Raw genomic sequence first — 23,501 nt, 5'->3', positions numbered from 1 at the left:
GCGAAGTTCCAGGATCTCTTAATAAAGTTAACAACTAAACCAAAAGCGAACCGACAGCATCGGAGACTTTCTTTATTTGCCGATACAGAACTTGCTGAAGATCCGATCGAGCACGGCCTCGGTGACAGTCTGGCCGGTGATTTCACCGAGCGCCTGAGCGGCGGTGCGCAGATCGATCGTCCAGAAATCGAGGGGCAATCCTGCTACGAGGGTTTCATCGACGCGGCTGAGGGCCGCCTCGGCCCGTACCAGTGCCTCGTGGTGCCGCTCGTTGATCGCCAGGTCGCTGTTGCTGAGCTGCAGCTGTTGCTGGCCAATCGCCGATAAGATCGCCGCTTCAAGTTCGGCGATGCCCTGGCCCCAGGCAGCGGCGGTGGCGACCTGGGCCACTACGCCCCGCGTCGGGGTATGGATGGGCGGGCCTTCCAGGTCACTTTTGTTGACCACGACGATGAGCGGCGGCGGCTGCTGGTCGCGCAACTGGGCAAAGATCTCGCTGTCGGCGCAGGTCCAGCCTTCGGTGCGATCGATCACCAGCAGCACCAGGTCGGCTGTGCGGGCGGCGCTGCGGGAGCGCTCGATGCCTAGCTGCTCGACTTTATCCTGCGCTTCGCGGATGCCGGCGGTATCGAGCACCTGCAGGGGAATACCCTGCAAGTTGAGCATCGATTCGACCAGATCGCGGGTCGTGCCAGGGAGTTCGGTGACGATCGCCCGATCCACCCGGCTCCAGGCGTTGAGCAGACTCGACTTGCCGACGTTGGGCCGCCCGACGATCGCCACTTTTAAGCCCGTGCGCAACAGCTCGCCCCGGCTGGCGGTGGCGATGAGTTCGCGCATTCCGGCATGGAGAATAGCCAGATCGGCTTTGATCGCCCCTTCGTCCAGGGGCGGCAGGTCGTCTTCAAAGTCGAGCCGCGCCTCGATCTGGGCGAGCAATTCCAGGCAACGGTTGCGCAGGGTGCCCACCTGCTGGGCGAGTTTGCCCTGTAACCCTGCGACGGCCACCTGGGCAGCCTCCGGGGAGCGGGCGGCCACCAGTTCTGCCACCGCCTCCGCCCTGGTCAGGTCGATGCGGCCATTGAGAAAGGCCCGCAGCGTAAATTCGCCCCGCCGGGCCAGCCGTGCTCCCTGCTCGATGCAGGTGCGCAGAATCTGCTGGACGACGGCGATTCCGCCGTGGCAGTGAAATTCGACCACATCCTCGCGGGTGAACGATCGGGGAGCCGCCATCAAGAGCATCAGGCACTCGTCAATGACTGTTCCATCTGGAGCGACGAAGTGGCCGTAGTGGATGCGATGGCTCTCGAAGCGCTGTTTGCCCGCCGCTCGAAAGACGCGAGCGGCAATTGCCTGCGCCTCGTCGCCCGATAGTCGCACGATGCCGACGCTGCCCTGCTGGGGAACGATGGCGGTGGCGATGGCGCAGATCGTCTCGGACACGGGCTTTGCAGGTTGACAGGACTCCCTTAATTATCGGAGCCCATGCCACAATAAATTGCCCCAAGACCCAAAGAGCGTCCAACCGATGGCCGAGGTGGTGCTGATCTACCCTTACGTCCACCGCGAGGCACCAGGGCGGAAGCTGTGGCTCTTCCCGCCCCTGGGCCAGGGCTTCATCGCCGCTTATCTGCGGGCGCGCGGCCACAGCGTTCGCTTTCTCGACTGCACCTTCCGGGGTACAGACTGGGCAATCGAGCAGGCGGTGGCCGAAAAACCGCTGGTGGTGGGCATCTACTGCATGGTGACGATGCACGCCGACGCCTTGATCCTGGCGCGGAGCCTGCGCGAGCGCCTGGGCCGGGACGTGCTGCTGGTCGCCGGGGGCCCGATGCCCTCCGGCAAGCCCCAGGCGTTTTTGCCCCCCTTCGATCTGGTGATGGGCGGCGAGGGCGAATTGCTGTGGGACGAACTGATCTGCCGGCTCAAAGCTGGCCGCCCCTACGAAGAGCTTGCTGGACTGCGGAGGCTGGATGGGGCCGGGGCGCTTACCGGCACGGCGAAGGCACCGCTCATTCCCAAAGCGGTGCTCACCCAGCTACCGATGCCGGCGCGGGATCTGTTCGATCACGAGCACTACCGCGATTACTGGCTCAAGACCTTTGGCTACGCCCAGACGCCGGTCTTTACCGCCCGAGGCTGTCCCTACGGCTGCGAGTACTGCGACCAGCCCATCTTTGGAGCCACCTACCGCGAGCACAGCATCGATCAGGTGCTTACGGACATCGAAGCGGCCCTCTCGGCGGGCTACACCCACATCTGGTTTTCCGACGATATTTTTATGCTCAACTGGCAGCGCGCCCTCAAGATCTGCGAAGAGATCCTCCAGCGCGGGCTCAAGTTCAAGTGGGACTGCCTGGGCCGGGTGGATGTGCAGCGCAAGGTCTTCGAGCGGATGGCCGAGGCGGGCTGCGAGCGGATCTTCTTTGGCGTCGAATCCGGCAGCCCACGGGTGTTGCGGCAGATGGGCAAGCGCTTCAGCCCAGAGGATGTATACGCAGCGATCCAGGCGGCAAACAGCGTCGGGATCAAAGCCGCCGCCTTCTTTCAGGTGGGCTATCCAGGCGAGCGGACCGAGGACATCCTCGCCACCCTGCGCTTCATCCCGACGTTGCCCCTCGACTATCTGAGCTTTACGGTCACCTACCCGCTGCCTGGCACCCAGCTATTCGATCGCGTCGTCTCCGAGGGTAGACTCAGCCCCACCGAGCAGAGCGACTGGCAGCGCGCCGGCCACAACGTACTCACCTATCGGGCGGACCATTCCCAGTTCAAGCTGCGCTCGGCGATCTACGCCGCCCGCAGCCGCTTTTTAGCGGAGAAGCACCTGGGAGGTCTGGGCCGGGCGATTGGACCTGCGATCACCCGCGTCGCCGGGCTTGCGATTGCCAGAATGCGTTGAAGCTCTTCACCGCCGCACGGCTGCCGGACACTTTTTGGGCTGCCTGACGGCCAATGGATAGCACCAAATGTGTTAATCTGTCCATAATTGGCGAAGATCACTCCAGAGCAGGTTATGGAAGTTTCTTCTGAACAACTGGCGGCGGCGATCGCGAATCTGGTCACCGAGGATGATGCGCCGGTGGACAATTTTCCTTCCGAAAAGCAGTAGCGGCTGCTCACCGAGCCGCTCTACAGCAGCCAGGTCTTCACAGCTCCGTTTATCGTCGCTGCCAACGTCGGGCTTTTTTATGCGCTCAACCGCCCGCCCCTGGTGCCGGATGCCTTCTTGAGCTTAAATGTCCAGCTCGCCCGCGACTGGTGGCAAAAACAGAACCGTTCCTACTTTTTTTGGGAGTTCGGTAAGCCGCCGGAGGTGGTCATCGAGATTGTCTCCAACACCGAAGGCAACGAGCGGGGCAGCAAGTTCAGCACCTACGCGGCGATGCGGGTGCCGTTCTATGCGATCTACGACCCGCTGCAACAGCTCAAAGGACCGGTGCTCGAAATTTTTGAACTCTCCGGCCTCGACTACGTTTCCCGCACAAGCACCTGGCTTGACAGCGTGGGGATTGGTCTCACCCTCTGGCAGGGCGAATTTGAGGGCCGCGAGGACACCTGGCTGCGCTGGTGCGACCGCGAAGGGCAGGTCGTACCGAGCGGGGCGGAGCGGGCCGCTCAGGAGCAAGTTAGAGCAGAGCAGGAGCGGGCGCGGGCGGACGCGCTCGCTGAGCGCCTGCGGCAGTTGGGCATCGACCCGAACGAACTTTAGACTGCGAGCGCTGATCGAAGTCGGTAGACTTGTAGGGGTTTATTGAACATTTTTCGATGACGAACGGGCAGGAAATCGGACTGGCGACGAGCCGACGACAGTTGCTGGCCGGTGCGGGCCTCTTCGTCGGTCTCGCCGTGACTGCACCTCTGGTGCGCCGGGCACTGGCAGCCGGCAGTGGACCGCTTTTTAGCCTTGGCGTCGCCTCGGGCGATCCGCTGCCCGACGGCGTGGTGCTCTGGACGCGGCTGGCTCCGGAGCCGCTGGCAGGGGGTGGGATGCCCAACCGGCCCGTCAATGTCCAGTGGCAGGTGGCCAAAGATGAGCGGATGCGCCAGATCGTCCGGCAGGGAACGGTGACGGCCCGACCGGAGTGGGGGCACTCAGTTCATGTCGAGGTGAGTGGGCTTCAGCCCGCTCGCTGGTACTGGTACCGCTTCAAGGTGGGTAACGAGGTCAGTGCGGTCGGGCGAACCCGCACCGCTCCGGCAGTTGGCACCCACCCAGCACGACTGCGCTTCGCCTTTGCCTCCTGCCAGAACTACGAGGCGGGCTACTACGCAGCCTACCGGGACATGGCAGCCCAGGATCTCGATTTTGCCCTGCACCTGGGCGATTACATCTACGAGCGGGGAGCGTTGCCGGGCCGGGTCCGGCAGCACGACGGCCCGGCAGCGACGAGCCTTGAGCAGTACCGCAACCGCTACGCCCTCTACAAACTCGACGCCGATCTCCAGGCCGCCCACGCCGCCTTTCCCTGGATCGTCACCTGGGACGATCACGAAGTCCAGAACAACTATGCCGGGCTCATCCCCGAGGATAGCCAGGATCCCCAGACCTTCCGCAGACGGCGGGCCGCTGCCTACCAGGCTTACTACGAGCACATGCCCCTGCGCCGCAGCGCTCTGCCGGACGGTGCCAGTCTAAAACTCTACCGGCGCTTCGCCTTTGGCGATCTGCTGGCCCTGCAGGTGCTTGACACCCGCCAGTACCGCAGCGACCAGCCCTGCGACGATGGCCTCAAGCCCCGCTGTGCCGCCGCCCTCGCCCCAGAAGCGACGATGACAGGAACCGATCAGGAGCGCTGGCTATTCGGGGGGCTCAGCCGCTCGCACGGGCGCTGGAACGTGATCGCCCAGCAGACGATGATGGCCCAGTTCAATAGCGGCAGCGATGCCGAACCCATCTACAACCTCGATCAGTGGGACGGTTATGTGGCGGCCCGTTCCCGGTTGCTGGCGTTTCTTGCCGAAGCGCGAGTGGCCAACCCGGTCGTCTTGAGCGGCGACATCCATTCAAGCTGGGTCAGCGATCTAAAGAGCGACTTTGAGAAGCCCGAATCGGCCACCGTCGCCACCGAATTTACCGGCACCTCGATCAGCTCCGATTTTCCAAAAGACTGGATCCGGCGCGTCCAGGCCGCCCTGCCGGCCAATCCCCACATCCGGTTCTTCGACGGCGCGGCGCGGGGCTACGGACTTTGCACTCTTGAGCGCGGGCTGTGGCGGACCGACTACCGGTCCGTAAGCGATGTCACCCGCTCCGATAGCCCGGTAAGCACCCTCGCCGCTTTTAGACTCGAGGCCGGTCAGGCTGGCGCAAAGCGCCTGTAGGGCCATTCGACCTTTGGCGAATGGTCCGCCTCCGCTAAGCTTGATAGTCTATGGAACGCCCCATGCAGGTGCGGAATTGTCTTTGTGGAAGACTCACTGAGCGAAAAACAGCGCGCGTACCTGGGTACGGGCCTGGCCTTTCCCCTAAGGCTCAATTTGCAGGGCGGCATCCAGGTCAGCTCCGCCGCGCAGGATGTCGAGGAGGCGATCTGGATCATTTTGCGCACCGGCGTCGGCGAACGGGTCTACCGCCCCAATTTTGGCTCCCGCCTGGCGGATCTGGCCTTTGCTCCCCTCAACACGACGACATTGTTGCGCATCCGGATGGCCGTCAGCGAGGCACTCGAAATCTGGGAGCCGCGCATCGACCTCGACGAGGTGCTCACCGAGCCGGACCCGGTGCGCGGGCGAGTCGATATCATCATCAAGTACCGCCTCAAGGGCGTCCCCGATCCGCGCAGTCTGGTTTTCCCCTTTTACCTCAATCCGCAAGCCGAGACGGAGTAGCCACCCGTGGAGTTCGATTTTCTGCCCAAGCTACCAAAGTCCAACCTCGACGACCGCACCTTCGAGGATCTGGTTTCCGAGTGCCTGTTGCGCATTCCTCGCTACTGCCCGGAGTGGACCGACTACAACCTGAGCGATCCAGGTATCACGCTTATCGAGCTATTTGCCTGGCTCACCGACCAGATGCTCCTGCGCTTCAATCAGGTGCCCCGGCGCAACTACGTCGCCTTTTTGGAGCTGTTGGGCATCCGGTTGCAGCCCCCCGCTCCTGCCAGCACCGACATTACGTTTTATCTCAGTAACTCCCTGCCGGATGTTTACCGGATACCGGCGGGTGCCGAAGTCGCCACCGAACGCACCCAGACCCAGGAGGCGATTGTCTTTACGACCGATCGGCCTTTGCTCATCGGGCGGCCTTATCTGACCCACTTTCTCACCTCCCAGACCACCGACGAGACGCCCCAGGCGCTGCGCGACCGAGTCACCGACCTGTGGACCCGCCAGCCGAACGGCCACTGGGGAGGAAGCGAGCAACCCATCTTCGACGAGCAACCCCAGGCGGGCAACTGTTTTTATCTGGTGATCGATCCCGAGCAGCCCCTCGACGGCAACGTGCTCGCTGTCACCTTCAAAGGGGCAGCGGCCACCCCCACCGGCATCAACCCCAACCTGCCGCCCCGGCGCTGGGAAGCCTGGGACGGTGAGCGCTGGCAGCCGGTGCTTTTGCGGGAACCGGACGACGCCACGCGGGGCTTCAGCTTCAGCGAGATGGCCCAGCAGGGCAAAAATCCTTTGCAGGGCGTCGATACGATCTTGCACCTACCCCAGCGCTGGCCACCGGCGCGCTTCACAAGTTACCAGGGCCGCTGGCTGCGCTGCGTCTGTCTGCCTGCCTCCCCCAACCAGCCTGCCTACAACGCTTCGCCCCGGATTGTGGGCCTGGCGGTGCGCTCGATCGGTGGTACGGTCAACGCCAGCAACAGCACGACAATCCGCGAGGAGCGCCTCGGTACGAGCGACGGCATCCCCGGCCAGAAATTCCAGCTTCAAGGTTCCCCTGTGCTGGCGCGCACGCCGAACGAGCACATCCTCGTCACCCCCCCGAGCGGCCTGCCGCAGATCTGGAAGGAGGTGCCCGATTTTGCCGATTCCGGGCCGGACGACCTGCACTATACGATCGACTCGCTCACCGGCACCGTCCAGTTTGGTCCCCTGATTCGCGAACCCGGCCAGATCCGCATGGAAAGCGCAATTCGCTCGCGCATCCAGCAGCAGGGCATCACCCCGCAACTGGTGGCCTACGACGAGCAGAACGCCCAGCAGGAGCGCCAGTACGGAGCGATTCCACCGCGCGGGGCGCTCATCCGCATGGTCTCCTACCGGGTAGGCGGTGGCCGCAAGGGCAACGTGCAGGTCGGTGCCCTCAAGGTGCTCAAATCCGCCGTCCCCTACATCGCGCGGGTCACCAACCACCAGCCTGCCCGCAACGGGGCGGACGCCGAGTCCCTCGATCAGGCCGTCCTGCGCGCTCCCCAGATGCTGAGAACTCGCGACCGGGCGGTGACTCCCGAAGACTTTGAGGTCCTCACCGAGCGCGGTGCCAGCGGTGCTGTCGCCCGTGTGCGCTGTCTGCCGACCCCCGAAGGCCAGGCCGGCACCGTTCGGCTGCTCATCGTTCCCCAGGCCAACACCGATTCGGTGGGCCGGGGTGAGGGCATCAACCCGGATCTCTTTAGCCTCAGGCCCCAACTGCAGCAGCAGATCCTGGCTTACCTCGAGGAGCGGCGCTTGATGGGGGTGCAGGTGCAACTGCAGGAGCCCGAATACGTCGGCGTCGCCGTTCAGACCGAAGTGGGCCTGGAACCCGAGTACAACAATCCCCGTGCCCAGCAGGAGATCTTGTTCAATCTGCGCGTCGCCCTCTATCGCTTTCTCAACCCGATCACCGGCGGCCCGGATGGCAGGGGCTGGCCCTTTGGCCGCCCGGTCTATCCTTCGGATGTGATCGCCCTTTTGCAGCAGACGTCGGGGGTGCGCTACCTGGGGCAGGTACTGCTTTTCCCGCTGCGCAAGCGGGGGCCGAACTGGACGCGCAAGCCGGCCCCCGACCCGGTGATCGATCCGGGTCCGTTTGGACTCATCTGCTCGTGGGCCGACAACCGCCTGCGCTCCAGCCACGTCATCAACCTGATTACCAACCGCTAGGAGGTGTACGGTGGCGCAGGCCAGCGACCGCAAGCTCATCAGCATCCAGCTGACCCCGATGCGCATCCCCGAGGCGGTGCCCCTCGCTGGTCTGCAGGTGGCCGGGCCCGCTGAGGCGACGACTGTCGCAAGCCAATCCGCTGCGAGCCTGCTGTTGCATCCGGGGGAGCCGAGCGAGATGATCGTGCAGGTCAAAAATCTCGGCAAGCGCCCAATCTGGCTGAACTTGCGCGTCGAAGGCAACTTTCCTGTCGATTGGTGCCGCATCGGCATGGAGGGCCACGAACTCGCCCCCGGCCAGCAGATGGAGGCGGTGCTCTACTTTCAGGTCAACGCTTCTTACTTTGAGGACCAGCAGGCACTCAGCCCGCAGAAGCGGCGGCGGCTCGACCTTGATTTTCAAAGTCGGTTATACTTTTTTCACGGCACCAACGCCCTCGAACTCGATCAAGTCGAGCTCGAAGAATTCAGCCTCCACGTGCGGGCCCACAGCCTCTATCTCAACTATTTGCCGGTTCTTTATCGCGAAGTTGACTTTATCGGTCGCTTTCTCAAGATCTTCGAGGAGACCTTCGAGCCTGCCTACCACAGCCTCGAAGCGATGTGGGCCAATCTCGACCCGCTCACCGCTCCCCAGACACTGCTGCCGTTTCTGGCTTACTGGGTTTCCTGGCCCATCGATGCGCGCTGGGATCTCCCCCAGCAGCGTCGGCTGATCAAGCGGGCGGTCGAAATCTATCGCAACCGGGGCACCCGGCGCGGGCTGAGACTCTACCTGCACCTTTACACCGGCCTGCCGCTCGACGATCACATTGCCCAGGAGGCGGGCAAACACATCAGCATCAGCGATCACTTTGGCCGGGGCTTCGTCCTCGGTGCCGAGCACCTCGGCCAGGGAACCGTACTGGGGGGCGGGCGGCCCTTTCACTTTGTCGTGCGCCTGCGCGAACAGCGTCCCAATCAGGTCAACGAGCGGCTGGTGCGGCTGATTATCGAGCAGGAGCGCCCGGCTTTCTGCACCTACGATCTGTTCATCGAGGGGCCACCTGCCCCGCCCCCGCCCCGCCCCGGCCAGGGGGGGCCAGGCGGTGCCGTCCTCCCCCACCCGCCCACCCGGTTCGCCCGGTGCCCCCCGACCTGCTGCTCCTGCTCAGGGACGGGCCGGTGTGCCGCCGCGCCCCCCGGCACCGGCCACCAGTCCCCATCCAAAGGCGGCTCCTGCGTCCCAGCCACCGAATACACCTGCCAACGGCGGCCAACCAGCTCCCGCCGCCCCGAATCGGTCCCAGCCCGCTCCTCAGCCACCGGCCCCCCCGGCCAAACCGCCCGCCCAGGGAGGAGCGGCACCGCCTCCGGCTCCCCCTGCCCAGGGTGGAACTGCACCGCCTCCCAAACCGCCCATCCAGGGTGGAACGGTACCGCCAAAGCCAGCGGCTGGTGGTGCCGCCAACCCGCCTGCCCAGGGCAGACCCACTCCACCACCGCCCAAACCGCCCGATCCGCCTCCACCGGCGGCTTCTTGAATTTTTCTTACCCCGAGTGCTACGGCTTGCGATCATGACTCAACTTTTTCCGTCTCCGTCCATCAAGCCCTTCGAGCGCCTGCAGGCGAGCGACGGCCTGCTCATCAACGCCGAGCGCTGGCGGCGCGCCCACGAGTACCACCGCCTGCGCCAGGGGATGCACTTCCAGGCACTCAACCAGCCAGGAATCGTCTGCGGCCTGGGCGTGCAGGCAATCCCGGCACCTGCCGATGTGAGAGTCGAATTTCGCGATGGGCGCTGGGTGCGCATCCAGCCGGGCATCGCCATCGACCTCATCGGCAACCCGATCGTCGTGCCCCAGCCCATCGACTTTCGGATCGCCGTCGAGTTGAGCGACCAGGAGCCGCTGATGGTCTATCTGGTCGTCAAGTACGTCGATCCCGACGAGTTGCGCCGCGACGAGCGCCGCGACATCGTTCAGGAGACTTTCCGCGTCGATGAAAAAAGCAGCCCCCCCGAAGATCTCGAAGTCGAAGTCTGCCGGGTGCTGCTGCAGCCCGGACCGGTGCAGCTTGAGAACCCACGCGATGTCTTCTTCCCCGGCTACAACGCCGTCGATCTGCGCTTTCGGCTGCATGCCCAGCCCCGGCCCCAGGCGGTGGTCAACATGGCTCTGGTCAACCACCCCGACCCCGAATTTACGCGCAACTTCTTCAATCTGTCTTATCTGCTCAAGGCGACCGGAGTGCTCTATCCGGCCCTGCAGGGTGCAGAAGAAGTCGGACAGGTCACCCTTGAGCCGGACGACGAAGAGGTCGAGGCAGAAGCTTACGACCTGCTCTATCTGACCGGTCGTCAACCGCTGGTGCTCAACAGCCGCGAATTTGAAGCGCTCAAGAACTATCTCGACCGGGGCGGAGTGCTCCTGGTCGATGCGCCCCTCGACGCCACGCCGCTTATCGAGAGTGTCATGGCCCTGGCCCAACAGTTTGAGACTCCCCTCGAATATCTGGAGCGGCTCAGGCGGGATCACCCGCTTCGCACCCAGCCGTTTTTGTTTGCGGCCCTACCGATGATCAACCAGCAGCCACTGCGACTTTTGACCGGCGGCGGCATCATCCTGGTGGTGGGCGATCTCGCCTCCGCCTGGGGCATCGACGAAAACTTTGCCCTCTCGCGCCTCGCTATCCGCACCGCTCAAGAATTGGGGATCAACATTCTCACCTACGCCTGGCGGCGGCGGCAGCTTTTTGGCCTCCAGCAACAGGCAGTTGCCTTCGGTGGACGCTAGCCCCTGCCGACCCGGCTGCATATTCTTGCAAAAACGTCCCTAGTAGTTTTATGACCCGTGCGTCCTGACGGTGCGGTTGTGCTGTGGCATTCCGGCTGGTACAGGAGAACTGGCTATAATAGCGGGGCAGATCCGCCATACATTCTTTGCGGACGCGCCCTGCCGTCCCCTCCGGTCCGGAGAAGGAGCAACCATGCCCAACTTTTTCGAGTCTATCCTCGACCTTCAGCAAGTCGTCTACGGCCTCCGGCAGACGATGTTCGGCGGAACGTTCAACAAGTCACACCGACCCGACAAAGGGGCAACTGCGATCGTCGAAGGGGTAGCAAGCCGGGCCCGCCCCGGCTTCAAGCCGCCGCCACTGCCCAAACGTCCCGGCATGGCTGCCGCTGCGCCGCCCCAGGTGAGCGCCCCCCAGCGCCCCGGTGCGCCAGTGCGTCCCAACCCTCCTCAAGCCGGGGCACCAGCGCGCCCCAACCCTCCGCAGGCAGGAGCGCGCCCCAACCCGAATGCGCCGGTTGCGCCCCAGGCGGGTGCTCCCCAGCGACCAGGAATGCCGCAGCGCCCCGCCGGTCCACCCCGACCGATGGAGGCTCCCTCCGGGGCCAAGATCTTTGGCAAGAGCATGAACGATCTGCCGCAGATCCCTGGGATCGGTGCCCGACCAGCCGGTAAGCGCAGTGCAGCTGAGGAGCGGGCCGCTCAGGAGATGCAGCTATTGCAGGCGCGCGGCATGAACTGGTTCTCCGCCGCCCTCAACCAGTGGGTGACTGTGGCCTACTCCAGTGCGAGAAGTTTCTTTGAAAGAAGACAGTAGAGGTCACTCTCAGGGGGTAAGATTGCGCCACGCTCATGCCTGGGCGGGGTAGCCGGGCACACTCTGTATGGAAAAACGCCTGATCAGTGCTGTCCTCTCGGAGCAGACGGTTACCTACCGGCCCGGTGGTCCGCCTGTCACCTTTGAAGTGACTGTCAGCAACGACAGTGAACAGTTTGCTGGTTTCAAACTAGAATTGCTTGCCGCCGGGTCCGGTCGCAACCCCAACTGGTACCAGCTGCATCCAGAAGTTTCGACCGCCAAGCCCCCCGGTGGTCGGACCCAGTTCCAGATCACGATCGTCGATACACCGATCGCGGGATTTGTCGGGGCCGTCAACGTCACGGTGCTCATCACCTCGCCCCAGCTCAAAGAAGAGCGCAAGTACCTGTTGCGGCTGATCATCGAGCCGGGCTCCGGCCCCTCGCAGCTGTCGATCGAGTTGCCGGTGCGCCAGTTTCAGACCTATCCGCGCAACCCGGTCGATATTCCCGTGCGCGTGCGCAACATGAGCCAGCGCCCCTTCGACATGGTGCTGCGCTTTGTGGGTATCGACAGCACCTGGATGAGCATGGGCACCGAGCGCCGCTTTATCATCGAGGCCGGTTCCCAGCTCGACTCCACCTTTCAGTGTCTGCCGCCAGGACCGAGCCAGGCTCCCAGCCAGGAGTATCCCTTCAGCGTCGAGGGCGTCCCCCAGGCGGGTCCGCCTGCCCGCGCCGAGGGCAGCCTCGAAGTGTTGCCGGTTGGCTTTGTGCAATTTAACTGCAGTGAGCCCCAGCAGCGACTGCCCGCCAAAGGCGGTGCCTGGTGGCCCGACTGGAGCGAGGAGAGCGCAAATTTTGCCTTGGTATTCAAAAACGCGAGCAACCTCCGCCAGGAAGTCACCGTCGATCTGCAGGGCCGCGACACCAGCCGATGCGGCCACCAACTCACCCCCGATCCAGGTGTCCTCAATCTCGCCACCACGACCGAGTTGAAGCTTGCGATCCTCAAAAAGCGGCCCCTGTTTGGTCTGCCGTGGACGTACCGCTTCGAGACGGTGGCGGTCCTCGCAGACGACCGGCTGGGCAACGCCGATCCGCCCGCACAGAAGCTGACGCTGCGCATCCTGCCCAAACTGCCGCTGTGGCTGCAGCTGCTGATGTTTGGCTTTTTCTTCGTCTCAGGCAGTTTCGGGGCAATTTCTCTCTATCAGTACTTCAACCCGCCCTACCACACCGACCTGGTCAATTCCGTGCGCATCAGCTCCGATGCGCGATTGGTCTTCAGCGCCAGCGACGACCGCACGATCCGCAGCTGGAGCATCGAACCGGGCAGCGGTTCGCTCAAGTACGAGGGCGTTCTGGTCGATACCGGCAAGCCTGTGCGCGCCCTGCGCTTTATGCCCCGCAACAACAGCGAACTGGCCGCCGGTCTTGAAAATGGAGCGGTGCAGATCTGGAATGTCGCCACCGGTGAAAAGAGCCGCGAACTCATCTACCAGCCCGAACTCAACGACCGCGTCTTCGATCTGGCCTTTACGGCCAATTCGCGCTACCTCTTCAGCGGCCACGGCAGCGGGATCGTCGTCATGTGGGATCTGCTCTCCGACGATACCCGGCCCAGACACGTCTTCGAGCTGGACAAAAAACTCGACTACACGGTGCAGGCGCTCGAACTGAGCGGCGACGAGCGCACCTTGATTAGCGCCGGGCGCTTTTTGCGGCTGGTGCTCTGGAACCTCGATGCCCCCGACAGCAGACCCCGACGCCTGCAGCCGCGCGGCGGCCAGAACGACGTAATCTGGAGCGTCGCCCTCGCCTCCCAAAATCCGAATATTCTCGCCACCGCCGATTCCCAGGGCAACATCACCACCTACGATCTCACGCAGTGCTCGGATGTCGCGAGCCCTAAAAAAGCGCCCTTCAAAGGGGCTGTGGCCCTCGGTAGCCGGGTGCAGGCCGACAGCAAAGACCCGACCCAGGCAGTCGCCATCGATTCTGGAGCAAAGGTTGCGAGCAACGTGCCCATCGATATCACCTGTCCGGTGATCGATCAGTGGGTGGCCCACGGCGGCTTCGCCGTCCGCTCCCTCGCCTTCAGCGACGATGGCCGCTTTCTGGTGAGCGGCGGCGACGATCACAAAGTCGTCCTCTGGAACATCACAGCCAAAGGCGGGCGCGACGCGCGCTTTATCGCGGGCCGCACCGTCGAGGAGCGCGCCAAAAAGATCAACACGGTCGATCTGAGCCGCGACCGCCAGGGGCTCATCACCGTAAGCGGCGGCGACGATTTTCAAGTGCAGATGCGACGGGTGGGCCTGCCGTGATTCAGACGCGACCGAGTCCGATTGCGCTTATCATGAACCCGCCCGGTTCGCAGGTCAGTATGCCGGGCGAGGTGGTCGAGCTTTTTATCACCGTGAGCAACCAGGGCGATCAAAGCGCGGTGATCGATGTCTTTATCGACGACTCTTCAAAAGAGCTGCGCAAGTGGTGCGACTCGCCCCGCCAGCGACTCGCCCTCGATCCCAAGCAGAGCAGCGAGGTCGCCTTCCGCTTTTCGATCCCCGCCCAGGCGTTTCCGGGCACCTACGACTACGTCATCGTCATCGACGCCCCGCTGCACTATCCCGAAGACACGCCCATGCAGCGGCCCCGTCAGCTGCAACTGCTGCCCCGCGACCAGCAGGCCGTGCGCGTCAGCGATCCGACTTTTTCGCTCAAGCCCCAGACCTCCTCCAGCCAGCCCCTCGTTCTCAAGCCCGGCAAGCCCCAGCCCATCCAGATCCAGGTCCACAACCGCTCCGATCGGGTCGATCGCTTTCGGCTCACCTGCCCCGACCTCGAGGACAACTGGTACTCGGTGCGCTATCAGGTACCGAGCCTGAGCGGGCCGGGCCTCATCGACTGCCCGGACGGCCTCGACCTCAACCCCAACACCAAGGGGCTCATCACCCTGTCTTTTCAGCCGCCCCCTGACACTCTGGCGGGCAGCTATTCGCCCACGATCCGGGTCTACTCGGCCAACACCCCCGATCTGGTACTGCTCGATCTGGTCTACCTGCAGCTGCCGCCCTTTTATAAGATTGCCGCCGAGATTGAGACGCTTTTGGGCAAAGTCACCCGCAAACCGGGGCGCTACAAGGTGTTGCTCACCAACGACGGCAACGTGATTCGCGAACTGAATATCCGGGCGGTAGGCACCGAGGAGGACGAGTACGCCATCTACGAGTGCAAACCCTCGCAGATCCGGTTGTTGCCCGGCAAAACCGTTGGCCTCGATCTGACGGTCAAACCCAAAAACTGGTGGCAGCGGCCCTTCTTCGGTCAACCGTTTGAGATTCCCTTCAAGATCGACCTCGAAGATGCCAAGGAGTTGCCCCTACCGAAGGAGATGCCCAAGGCGACCCTCGAATGGCTGCCCCGCCCCTGGTGGCAGCTGCTGCTGGCGGGCTTGATCGTGCTGGCGGTGATCCTGGGCCTCATCTACCTCATCTGGTGGTTCTTCTTCCGCACCCCCGATCCGGTACGGGTCGAAAGTTTTGGTGCCGACAGCGTCGTCTACCGCGAACAGAACGGCGACCGGATCACCCTCAACTGGCAGATTCGCAATCCCGACCAGATTCGTAAGATCGTGATCAACCCCCGCGCCGGTAACGGACAGTCGGTGAGCAAGCCCCTCGAATTTGCCTTCGAGGGCAGCCTGAACGATATCACCAACCTGCCCAGCGACCTCAAGGGCAAATGCCAGTTGCTGGGCGGCGGTGGCTGGTTTACAAAACCCGACTTGTTGCAGTGCCGATTCGTGAAGACCGATGCGCGCAAAGGCGGTTACTATGTCTTCGAGATGAAAGTGTTGCAAAAAAATTCTGACGCCGCCGCCGTTGCCGCCCAGACCGACTTGATCCAGATCGTGCCGAAGCCGCAGAAGCGGCCCGACCCGATTCGCAAGCCCTTGATCTCAAGTTTTACCCTCAACGGCACACCGGCACCCGCCAATGTCTCCCTCAAGATCAAGACCGCCAAGGATCCGGGCGATAAGGTGACACTCAAGTGGCAGATCACAGGCGACAACGTCAACGTCGAGATCGAAACCTACGGCACCTTCCCGCCCAAGTACACCCTGACGCTGCCGCCCTTTACGCGGGCGGGTGAGCAGATACCGATCACCCTCCAGGCGACCAACAAGGCCGGTACCGTGAGCCGTGGCTTCGTAATCGAGACGTACGATCCCACCCCACCGCCACCGCCGCAGTCGGTCCCGACCGCTGCCACCCTGAGCAAACCCGCCAGAGGTAAACCCGGTCGTGGGGGGGGCGCAGGCGGACTGAAGCCCGCTGCCGAACCGCTTTCTTCACCCTCATCTAACCAGTAGCCCTATGCCGATCATCTGTACCCGGTGCGAGCACAGCAACCCCGACAACGCCCTGGAGTGCCAGCGCTGCCAGAGCACCGTTGCCGTTGTCTGCTACGAGTGCGGCAGCATCAATCCTCTGCCCAGCCAGTACTGCGGCGAGTGCGGCATCGAACTCGAAGTGGAGCCCAAAGTGGCTCCGGTAGCAGCGAGCGCTCCTGTACCGCCCCAGCCCGTAGCGAGTGCTCCTGTACCACCTCCGCCGCCCCCACCCCCTACTCCGCCCCGCCCTGCTCCGGCAGCAGCGACGGCTCCGCCGCCACCGCCCCCACCGGCTCCACCGGCAGCTATTCCATCGCCTCCGCCACCAGCCGCTCCTGTGGCTCCTCCGCCTGCGGCGGCCAAGGTTCCCCCTGCCCCGGCTCCGCCCCGTCCGGCTCCGCCCCGTCCGGCTCCGCCGCCACCGCCACCAGCGATCAAGGCTCCGCCCCCCGCCCCACCGCCCATCGTCGAATCGCCGCCGCCCCGTCCCAGCGCCCCCCTGCCAGGACCGGCTGCTCCCGCTCCCACCGCGCAGAACACGCTGCCGCCGCGTCCCGTCCCAACTCCACCGCGCCCAAATTCGCCCGCCGTCGGCTCCCCCGGCACCCGTCTGCAGCTTGCTGCCGCCGCCCTCGTCCACACAGGCAGCAGCGAACGGCTCGAACTGCCGCCGGATCAAGCGCTCATCTATGTCGGCAAACCCAACGAAGAGATCCCGCCGGACATCGACGTCTCCCATCTGCCGGGGGCGGAGTTCGTCTCGCGCATCCACGCCACGATTCAGAACCTCGAGGGCACCTTCACCCTCGAAGATGCCGGAAGCAGCAACGGTACCTACCTCAACGGCGAGCTGATTCGACCGGGTACCCGCTTTCGCCGCCGCCTCAACCACGGCGATCTGATCGCTCTGGGCAAGGGCAACAAGTTGAGTTTCCGGTTCGAAGTCGAAGAGTAGGGCAATGTACTATCTGATGAGCGGCAATTGCCAGGCTTCAGGCAGGCGCTATCAGATAGTCGCCCCGGCTCCGCTGGTGGTCCGCGATCTTGAGCCGGAGCAACCAGTCGAGTCCCCTGCCCAACTGCCTGCCCTCGCCCGACCGTACCAGCGGCTCAACCTGTTTCGCTGGGCGATTCCAGAAATTTATACCTGCTCCAGCGCTCTGGACGGCCCGCCGTGGGTACTGTTGACCAACGGGCCGCTCTTTGCCGATGGTTCTCCCTGGCCGACCCTTGTCCAGGGATGGGCGGGGGCCAGTTATCTGCAGCAGCTCGGCTGGCTTATCCAGGTTGTCCGGCTCTGGAAACCGTGTCTGCAAGAAAAAGTCGCCTCCTCCCTGCTGTCGCCGGACAACATTGGCGTGCTTGGCTGGCAGATTCGCCTGTTTTATCTGGCTACGGACAGCCAGCCTCCATCTTTGAGCGCGCTGGGCAGTGCCTGGCTTGCTCTGCAGCCGCTCGCGCCGTCGCTGTCGCAGATCGCCCGCGCCGTCGCCGCAGGCGAACTTGCCACAGCCGATGCCCTGCTCGCTGCCCTTGAGGCCCAGGCAGGCCGCTGGCAGCTCACCCGACCGCCGGATGTCTACGGGATCACCGATCCGGGGCGGCGCGACAACAACGAGGACTGCTTCGCCTACGACTCTCAAGGCAGCTTCGGGATCGTCTGCGACGGTATGGGCGGCCACGAGGCAGGCGAGGTGGCAAGCCGCATGGCCCTCGAAAGTCTCAAGTACGACCTCGCCCAACTGAGCACCCAGCAGGTGCCGCCCCTGCAGCTGCGCCAGGGCCTCCTCCAGGCGCTGCATCGTGCCAACGAGCAGATCCTCGAGGCCAATCGCCGCCAGGGACGCAGCAAGTTTCGCCAGATGGGCACGACCGTCGTCGCCTACCTGCTCAGCGGGCGATTGCTGCACATCGCCCACGTCGGCGACAGCCGCATCTACCTCATCGACCGCCACCACTGCCAGCAACTTACAGTCGATGACGACGTTGCCAACCAGGAGGTGAGCCTGGCCCGCGCCACCAGCGGCGCGATGCTGCAGATTAGTAGCAGCGGCAACCTCACCCAGGCCCTCGGAGTCGCCACCGCGTCTCCGCTGCAGCCCACCGTGCAGACTTTCGTCCTGCCGGAGGAGTGCCTGGTGCTGCTGTGCAGCGATGGGCTGTGCGATGGTGGCCTGATCGAGCGCTTCTGGCAGAGCGCCCTGCTGCCCCTGCTCGACACCGATCTGATCGTCGGGGCAAAGGCGCTGGTCGATCTGGCTCTTGAGGAACTTGGCCACGACAACATTACGTTTATTCTGCTGAAGTACGCCGCCCAGGATGAGCGCCGCCGTTGAACGTCGTCGAACTCGATCGGATCGTCAAGTCCTTCTGTGACCCCGCTGGAAACCGGCTCAGGGCCGTCGATGGGGTGAGCCTGAGCGTGCAGGCGGGGGAGTTCTTTTCTTTTTTGGGAGCGAGCGGCTGCGGAAAGACGACGCTCCTGCGGCTGATTGCCGGTTTTGAGGCACCCGACAGCGGCACGATCGCCATCCTCGGTGAGCCGATGGCCGGAGTGCCCCCGTACCGCCGGCCCGTAAACACCGTCTTTCAAAGCTATGCGCTCTTTCCCCACCTGAACGTCTATCAAAACATCGCCTTTGGGCTTGAGATGGAGCGGCTCGACCGCCGCGAGGTGCGCTCCAGGGTCGAGCAGACCCTTGAACTGGTCAGGCTCGAAAAGCTCGCAAGCCGACGCCCCGACCAGCTCTCCGGCGGCCAGAAGCAGCGCGTCGCCCTCGCCCGTGCCCTCGCCAAGCGACCGGCGGTGCTGCTGCTCGACGAACCGCTGAGCGCCCTCGACCTGCAACTGCGCCGCCAACTGCGCACCGAACTGAAGGCTCTGCAGCGGCAGACGGGCATCACGTTTATCTTTGTCACCCACGATCAAGACGAAGCTTTGAGCCTCTCCGATCGGATCGCCGTAATCTGCCAGGGCCAGATTGCCCAGGTAGGAAGGGCAGGCGAAATCTACGAGCGGCCCACCAGCCGCTTCGTTGCCGAGTTCGTGGGCGAGACCAACTGGCTTGCCGGTACAGTCAAATCAGAGGAGGCCGCAGGCGGTGTCGCGATCTTCGTCCCAGCCCTCAACCGGCGACTGCGCGGCGTAGCCACCGTGCCCCTTGCCCCCGGCGCACCGGTGGCCGTCTCGATCCGGCCAGAAAAACTGCAGCTTCTGCCGGTGGATGCCTCTCCCAGTGCGGGCAACTGGTTTTCTGGAACCCTGCTCGAAGCCAGCTACAGCGGTGCCCAGACCCTGCAGCGGGTGGCCTTAGAGGGCGGCCTGCAGCTGCGGGTGCTGCTCCAAAATCGCGCCGACACTGGCAACCTGTCACCGGGAACGTCCTGCCGGCTTGCGGTCGATTGGCGCGATACGGTCGTCCTGCCGGACAGCGCGCCGTGAAGTCCTCCGCCTCCAGGGGTGTGCTGCTTGCGGCTCCGGCGGTTGTTTATCTATTCGTCTTTCTCGCTGTCCCGCTGCTGCTCGTTGCGCTGATGAGCGTGCTCAGCCGTGGCCCCTACGGCGACGTTCTGCTGCGCTTGAACTTTGAGAGCTACGTTCGGCTCTTCGACCCGCTCTACTTCAAGATCTGGCTCGATTCGCTCGCCATCGCCGCCCTCACCACCGCCGCCACGGTGTTGATCGGCTATCCGCTCGCCTTCTGGCTGGCCCGCGCCCCCCGCACCCTGCGCCAGATCGCCCTGTTTGCTCTGCTGGTGCCTTTTTGGACCAATTTTTTGATCCGCATCTACGCCTGGATCTTGATTTTGCGCACCGGCGGGCTGCTTGAGAGCCTGCTTGCCGGTCTTGGCCTCTGGCGCGCCTCGCTGGATGTTCTTTACACCCCCACGGCGGTGCTCATCGGCATGATCTACGAATTTTTGCCCTTCATGGTCCTGCCCCTCTACGCCAGCCTCGAAAAGATCGACCCCGCGCTCATCGCCGCCGCCGCCGATCTGGGGGCAAAGCCGTCCCAGGTCTTCTGGCGGATCGTTCTGCCGCTGGGCCTGCCGGGACTCGTCGCAGGCAGCATCCTCGTCTTCGTCCCGGCGATGGGCATGTTCGCCGTACCGGACCTGCTGGGGGGAGCCCGCACCCTGCTGGTGGGCAACTTGATCCGCAACCAGTTTTTGACCGCCCGCGATTGGCCCTTCGGCTCGGCGGCGGCAATGGTGCTGGTGGCGCTGACCCTGGTTCTGCTCGCTCTTTATTCGCGCTTTGCCGGACGGGAGCCGCTTCTTTGATGGCAAGGAGCTTCTGGCTCAAACTCTGGGCAGCCCTCGTCTTTGCCTACTTGTACCTGCCCATCCTGGTGCTGGTCGTCTTTTCGTTCAACAGCCAGAAACTCAACCTGCAGTGGCAGAGCTTTACGCTGCGCTGGTACGGCGTGCTCTTTGCCGACGAGCGTCTCCGGGAAGCCACCTTCAACTCGCTGATCGTGGCCATAGCAGCGACGCTACTTTCGACCATCCTGGGCACCCTGCTCGCCCTCGCCCTCGAACGCTACCGGGCCGTCCGTCCCGCCGAACTGTTGCTGTACACGGCGATCATCGTGCCGGACGTGGTCCTCGGTATCGCCTTGTTGATCTGGTTTTCCCGGCTGGGCTGGCCGAGCGGACTGGTGACGATTGCTGCCGGTCACGTCGTTCTTTGCACGCCCTTCGTCGCCCTTACCGTCCGTGCCCGCCTCGCCGACTACGATCCTGCCCTCGAAGAGGCAGCGATGGATCTGGGAGCAAAAGAACTCACCACCTTCTGGCGGGTGACGCTACCGGCCATCGGACCGGGGGTGCTGGCCGGTGCCCTGCTCGCCTTTACCCTCTCGCTGGACGACTACGTGGTCGCCCTTTTTACTGCCGGTCCCGGCTCGACCACCCTGCCTCTGCGCATCTTCTCGATGGTGCGCTTCAGCATTACTCCAGAGATCAACGCCCTCTCCACCCTCTGGATCGGCGCTGTCAGCCTGCTTCTGTTTGCGGGACAGGTGTTCGCTCGTCGAGCCAGGACAAGGTTGTGAACTACCCAGTTCCTCGGAAGCTTGCTCCAGGCCGAAAACTTCCTGCCAGAAATCAAGAACTTAAGTAGACGAAGCCAAATAAGCATCAGGTTTTGGGCTGGAGTGGGGGAAGTAGATTCTTTGGAGGGGGGCGTTCTTTTGTTTTTTGGGTATCGCTAAAACGGTCCCCACCCCTCCACACCCCCCCTGCCCCCCGCTCTCCTCCCCTGCCCCGCCGGGCAGAGGAGAAGAGATACGGTATTGAGAGTCAAGCAGCCTCCTCCTTTCTTCTCTTCCTCCGCCCTACTGCAAGCAAACCAACCTGCCGTGCTCTGCATCGAAAGGCGTGTCTGTTTTCACAACCGCCCAGGCAATGTGTAAGAGTTTGCGAGCCGCAGCGCAAAGCGCTACCTTTGCCGGTTTACCGGCTGCTCGTAGCCGCTGGTAAAAGCTTTTAATCTGCTGATTGCAGCGGATCGCACTCAAGCTCGCCATATACAGCGCCGTGCGTAAGCGGGCATTGCCTGCATGGCCGATGCGCTCTGGTCTATGAAGGCTGGTGCCGCTACGGTGGGAGCGGGGAGCGAGACCCGCGTAGGCCACCGCCGCTTCCACCGTTGCACAGCAGCCGAAGTTGAGGGTACTCACCAACACCCACCCAGCGGTGACAGACCCAATGCCTTTGATAGTGCGCAGCTTGGTTGCAGCTTGATGCCAAAGCGAGTCTTGGGCGAGCAGCGCTTCTAGCTGAGCTTCCATCTGCGCAATCTGCTCATCGAAGGTGTGGCTCAACTGCTCCAGACTCGCTTGTACCGCCGCCACCACCAACGGAAATTGCCGCAGAGCGTGCAACTGGTTGTGCAGTTGTTGGCGTTGCTGCAGCAAGGCATCGCGATGCTGCAGGCGCTGTTGGAGTTGGTAATAAATCTCAGGCGGCGGCTGCCAAAGACCAGGTTGCAGGGCGGCAGCGAGTTGGGCAAGCGTCTGGGCATCAAGCGCATCGCTTTTGGAACGCTTGAGCAGTGCCCTGGCAAAGTAATGAGACTGAGCGGGGTTGACCACACTGACGGCAAAACCTTTGAGCGCCAGAAATGTGGCCAGTCGCATCCAGTAGGAGCCTGTGGCTTCGATGACCACTAACACCTCAGCGGCGGTGGGACAGACGGCGAGTAAGCGTTCGGCCAATTGGCAGTGTCCTTCGGGGGTTTGGGGCAGTGTGATGGCAGCGGTAGGCTTTGCGTGGGTGAGCAGCCAGGCGGCAGTGACAGTGAGTGCCGCCACATCAATACCGACAAATAGCTGATAGTCGTTTTGTGAACCGTCTCGCTGCATGAGTGTCTCCAGTTGAAGCTTCAGAGGAGGTAGGCAAGTTCCGCAGGACGGCAAAAGTCTAGCCTCGTGATACGTGGTCAGTGCCACTCGATACGGTTCAGCTTTGCCGGTCCTTGATAGCGGGGGACAATCTCTTCCACGCGGTCAAAGCCGCAAGGGGGGGCACAGTCCTCACCGCTACCTTGGAACCAATAGCAATATACGAGGGGGGGTTCACTGTAACTGGGCTGCAGAGGGGATGGGTACAGTCAGTTGCAGGCTTGTAGTATTTTTCTTCTGCCATAAGGGACGTAGGGCTGCTTGGAGCTGACGTTTAATCACCTTCGTCTACTTATGTGTATGTCTTCCCTGCCCCATGCATTGGCAGCATCAGGGTCACAGGCTCAACTGGCAACTCAAGAAAACCACGCTTTAGATAGAAATTTTGAACAGACTCCGAGATAGCATGTACAAGAATAGCGCGGACCCCGATAACCTCGCTTATTTGCATCACACGGAGTACGGCGTCTTTTACCAGGCCCTTTCCGTACCCCTGGCCTTCCAGACTTCGATCCACAGCCAGCCTCCCGAGCACAGCTACGGGGATGGGATCAGGCATGTTCCGGTGAACTTTGCCTGGAGCCAGGTTCAGGTTGATTGAACCGTCAGAAGTGCAGACAACGAGCGACATCGATGAGCGGCAAGATCTGGCCTGTTTCGAGATGCACCACCCCAGCAATCCCTCGCGGCGGCGGCACAGGTCCAGGCAACGGTTGAAAGCGGCACTGCGCCACCGCAGGCCAACCTTCGAGCGGCAGGGCGAGGTGGTCGCCATCTAAACTCACGATGGCGTAGAGCGCTGGGGCACTGGTAGAAGTCGCAGCGAAACTCCGGCAGGGAACGTCCTGGCCGCGCCAGGGAACGGAAGGCCGGACAGGACCAGGTAACTCGATGAGTTCGACGATCTCAGAAAGGGCAAGGGCGATCGTGCCTGCAGCGTGCGGGCAGACGAGCACCGGCAGTTCCCCGCTTCTGACAGACGGTTGCTTTTTTTCAAATAGCGGATGCACCTGAGCGACGGGTCGGCTCGGGACAGGCTGAACGCGACGGGCCGTAAACAGTTCTTCCAGCGGGCTCGGTTGCAT

General features: G+C 63.3%; 18 protein-coding genes and 1 pseudogene. 15 read left to right on the top strand and 4 right to left on the bottom strand.

Annotated elements, in window-relative coordinates; translation table 11 throughout:
* Positions 1-72 precede the first annotated feature (72 nt).
* Complete coding sequence (gene mnmE, locus GKIL_RS13500) at positions 73-1,443, bottom strand: tRNA uridine-5-carboxymethylaminomethyl(34) synthesis GTPase MnmE (protein ID WP_023174212.1); 1,371 nt, start codon at positions 1,441-1,443, stop codon at positions 73-75.
* An 85-nt stretch (positions 1,444-1,528) separates the two neighbouring features.
* Between mnmE and GKIL_RS13495 the strand changes: the two genes are divergently transcribed.
* The 15 genes and pseudogenes from GKIL_RS13495 to GKIL_RS13425 all read left to right on the top strand — a co-directional run bounded on the left by GKIL_RS13495 (position 1,529) and on the right by GKIL_RS13425 (position 21,066).
* Positions 1,529-2,902, top strand: a complete 1,374-nt coding sequence (locus GKIL_RS13495; protein ID WP_023174211.1) for a B12-binding domain-containing radical SAM protein — start codon at positions 1,529-1,531, stop codon at positions 2,900-2,902.
* 114 nt (positions 2,903-3,016) lie between these two features.
* Positions 3,017-3,712, top strand: a pseudogene (locus GKIL_RS13490) (Uma2 family endonuclease).
* Between the two features lie 56 nt (positions 3,713-3,768).
* Positions 3,769-5,325, top strand: coding sequence for an alkaline phosphatase D family protein (locus GKIL_RS13485; RefSeq protein WP_023174208.1), 1,557 nt, complete (start codon positions 3,769-3,771; stop codon positions 5,323-5,325).
* An 84-nt stretch (positions 5,326-5,409) separates the two neighbouring features.
* Positions 5,410-5,832, top strand: a complete 423-nt coding sequence (locus GKIL_RS13480) for a GPW/gp25 family protein (RefSeq protein WP_023174207.1) — start codon at positions 5,410-5,412, stop codon at positions 5,830-5,832.
* A gap of 6 nt (positions 5,833-5,838) precedes the next feature.
* Positions 5,839-8,037 (top strand): putative baseplate assembly protein, encoded by a 2,199-nt coding sequence (locus tag GKIL_RS13475; protein WP_023174206.1) that lies wholly within the window; start codon positions 5,839-5,841, stop codon positions 8,035-8,037.
* Positions 8,038-8,047: 10 nt separating this feature from the next.
* Positions 8,048-9,598 (top strand): phage tail protein, encoded by a 1,551-nt coding sequence (locus tag GKIL_RS24225; protein WP_023174205.1) that lies wholly within the window; start codon positions 8,048-8,050, stop codon positions 9,596-9,598.
* Complete coding sequence (locus tag GKIL_RS13465) at positions 9,595-10,812, top strand: DUF4159 domain-containing protein (protein WP_023174204.1); 1,218 nt, start codon at positions 9,595-9,597, stop codon at positions 10,810-10,812. Before GKIL_RS24225 ends, GKIL_RS13465 begins: the two co-directional genes overlap by 4 nt.
* Before the next feature lie 193 nt (positions 10,813-11,005).
* The gene (locus tag GKIL_RS13460) at positions 11,006-11,629 is read left to right on the top strand and encodes a hypothetical protein (RefSeq protein ID WP_023174202.1); all 624 of its coding nucleotides are present in this window, start codon (positions 11,006-11,008) and stop codon (positions 11,627-11,629) included.
* 67 nt (positions 11,630-11,696) lie between these two features.
* Positions 11,697-13,940, top strand: coding sequence for a WD40 repeat domain-containing protein (locus tag GKIL_RS13455; protein WP_023174201.1), 2,244 nt, complete (start codon positions 11,697-11,699; stop codon positions 13,938-13,940).
* A complete protein-coding gene (locus GKIL_RS13450; RefSeq protein ID WP_023174200.1) occupies positions 13,937-15,988 on the top strand; it encodes a COG1470 family protein in 2,052 nt (683 codons plus the stop codon). Before GKIL_RS13455 ends, GKIL_RS13450 begins: the two co-directional genes overlap by 4 nt.
* Before the next feature lie 4 nt (positions 15,989-15,992).
* The gene (locus GKIL_RS25755) at positions 15,993-16,964 is read left to right on the top strand and encodes an FHA domain-containing protein (RefSeq protein WP_023174199.1); all 972 of its coding nucleotides are present in this window, start codon (positions 15,993-15,995) and stop codon (positions 16,962-16,964) included.
* A gap of 4 nt (positions 16,965-16,968) precedes the next feature.
* The gene (locus tag GKIL_RS13440; protein WP_023174198.1) at positions 16,969-18,345 is read left to right on the top strand and encodes a PP2C family protein-serine/threonine phosphatase; all 1,377 of its coding nucleotides are present in this window, start codon (positions 16,969-16,971) and stop codon (positions 18,343-18,345) included.
* A complete protein-coding gene (locus GKIL_RS13435) occupies positions 18,342-19,451 on the top strand; it encodes an ABC transporter ATP-binding protein (protein WP_023174197.1) in 1,110 nt (369 codons plus the stop codon). Before GKIL_RS13440 ends, GKIL_RS13435 begins: the two co-directional genes overlap by 4 nt.
* Complete coding sequence (locus GKIL_RS13430) at positions 19,448-20,293, top strand: ABC transporter permease (protein ID WP_023174196.1); 846 nt, start codon at positions 19,448-19,450, stop codon at positions 20,291-20,293. Before GKIL_RS13435 ends, GKIL_RS13430 begins: the two co-directional genes overlap by 4 nt.
* Positions 20,293-21,066, top strand: a complete 774-nt coding sequence (locus GKIL_RS13425; protein WP_023174195.1) for an ABC transporter permease — start codon at positions 20,293-20,295, stop codon at positions 21,064-21,066. Before GKIL_RS13430 ends, GKIL_RS13425 begins: the two co-directional genes overlap by 1 nt.
* 282 nt (positions 21,067-21,348) lie before the next feature.
* On the opposite strand, the gene GKIL_RS13420 is transcribed toward GKIL_RS13425, so the two are convergent.
* The 3 genes from GKIL_RS13420 to GKIL_RS25650 form a co-directional block, all read right to left on the bottom strand.
* The gene (locus tag GKIL_RS13420) at positions 21,349-22,377 is read right to left on the bottom strand and encodes an IS110 family RNA-guided transposase (RefSeq protein ID WP_023171280.1); all 1,029 of its coding nucleotides are present in this window, start codon (positions 22,375-22,377) and stop codon (positions 21,349-21,351) included.
* A gap of 331 nt (positions 22,378-22,708) precedes the next feature.
* On the bottom strand, positions 22,709-22,975 hold the full coding sequence (locus GKIL_RS25655) for a GNAT family N-acetyltransferase (RefSeq protein WP_245595937.1): 267 nt from the start codon (positions 22,973-22,975) through the stop codon (positions 22,709-22,711).
* 46 nt (positions 22,976-23,021) lie between these two features.
* Positions 23,022-23,501 (bottom strand): hypothetical protein, encoded by a 480-nt coding sequence (locus GKIL_RS25650; RefSeq protein ID WP_023174193.1) that lies wholly within the window; start codon positions 23,499-23,501, stop codon positions 23,022-23,024.

This window comes from Gloeobacter kilaueensis JS1 (assembly GCF_000484535.1).
Taxonomy (GTDB): domain Bacteria; phylum Cyanobacteriota; class Cyanobacteriia; order Gloeobacterales; family Gloeobacteraceae; genus Gloeobacter; species Gloeobacter kilaueensis.
This window is presented reverse-complemented; position numbering and strand designations above follow the sequence as displayed.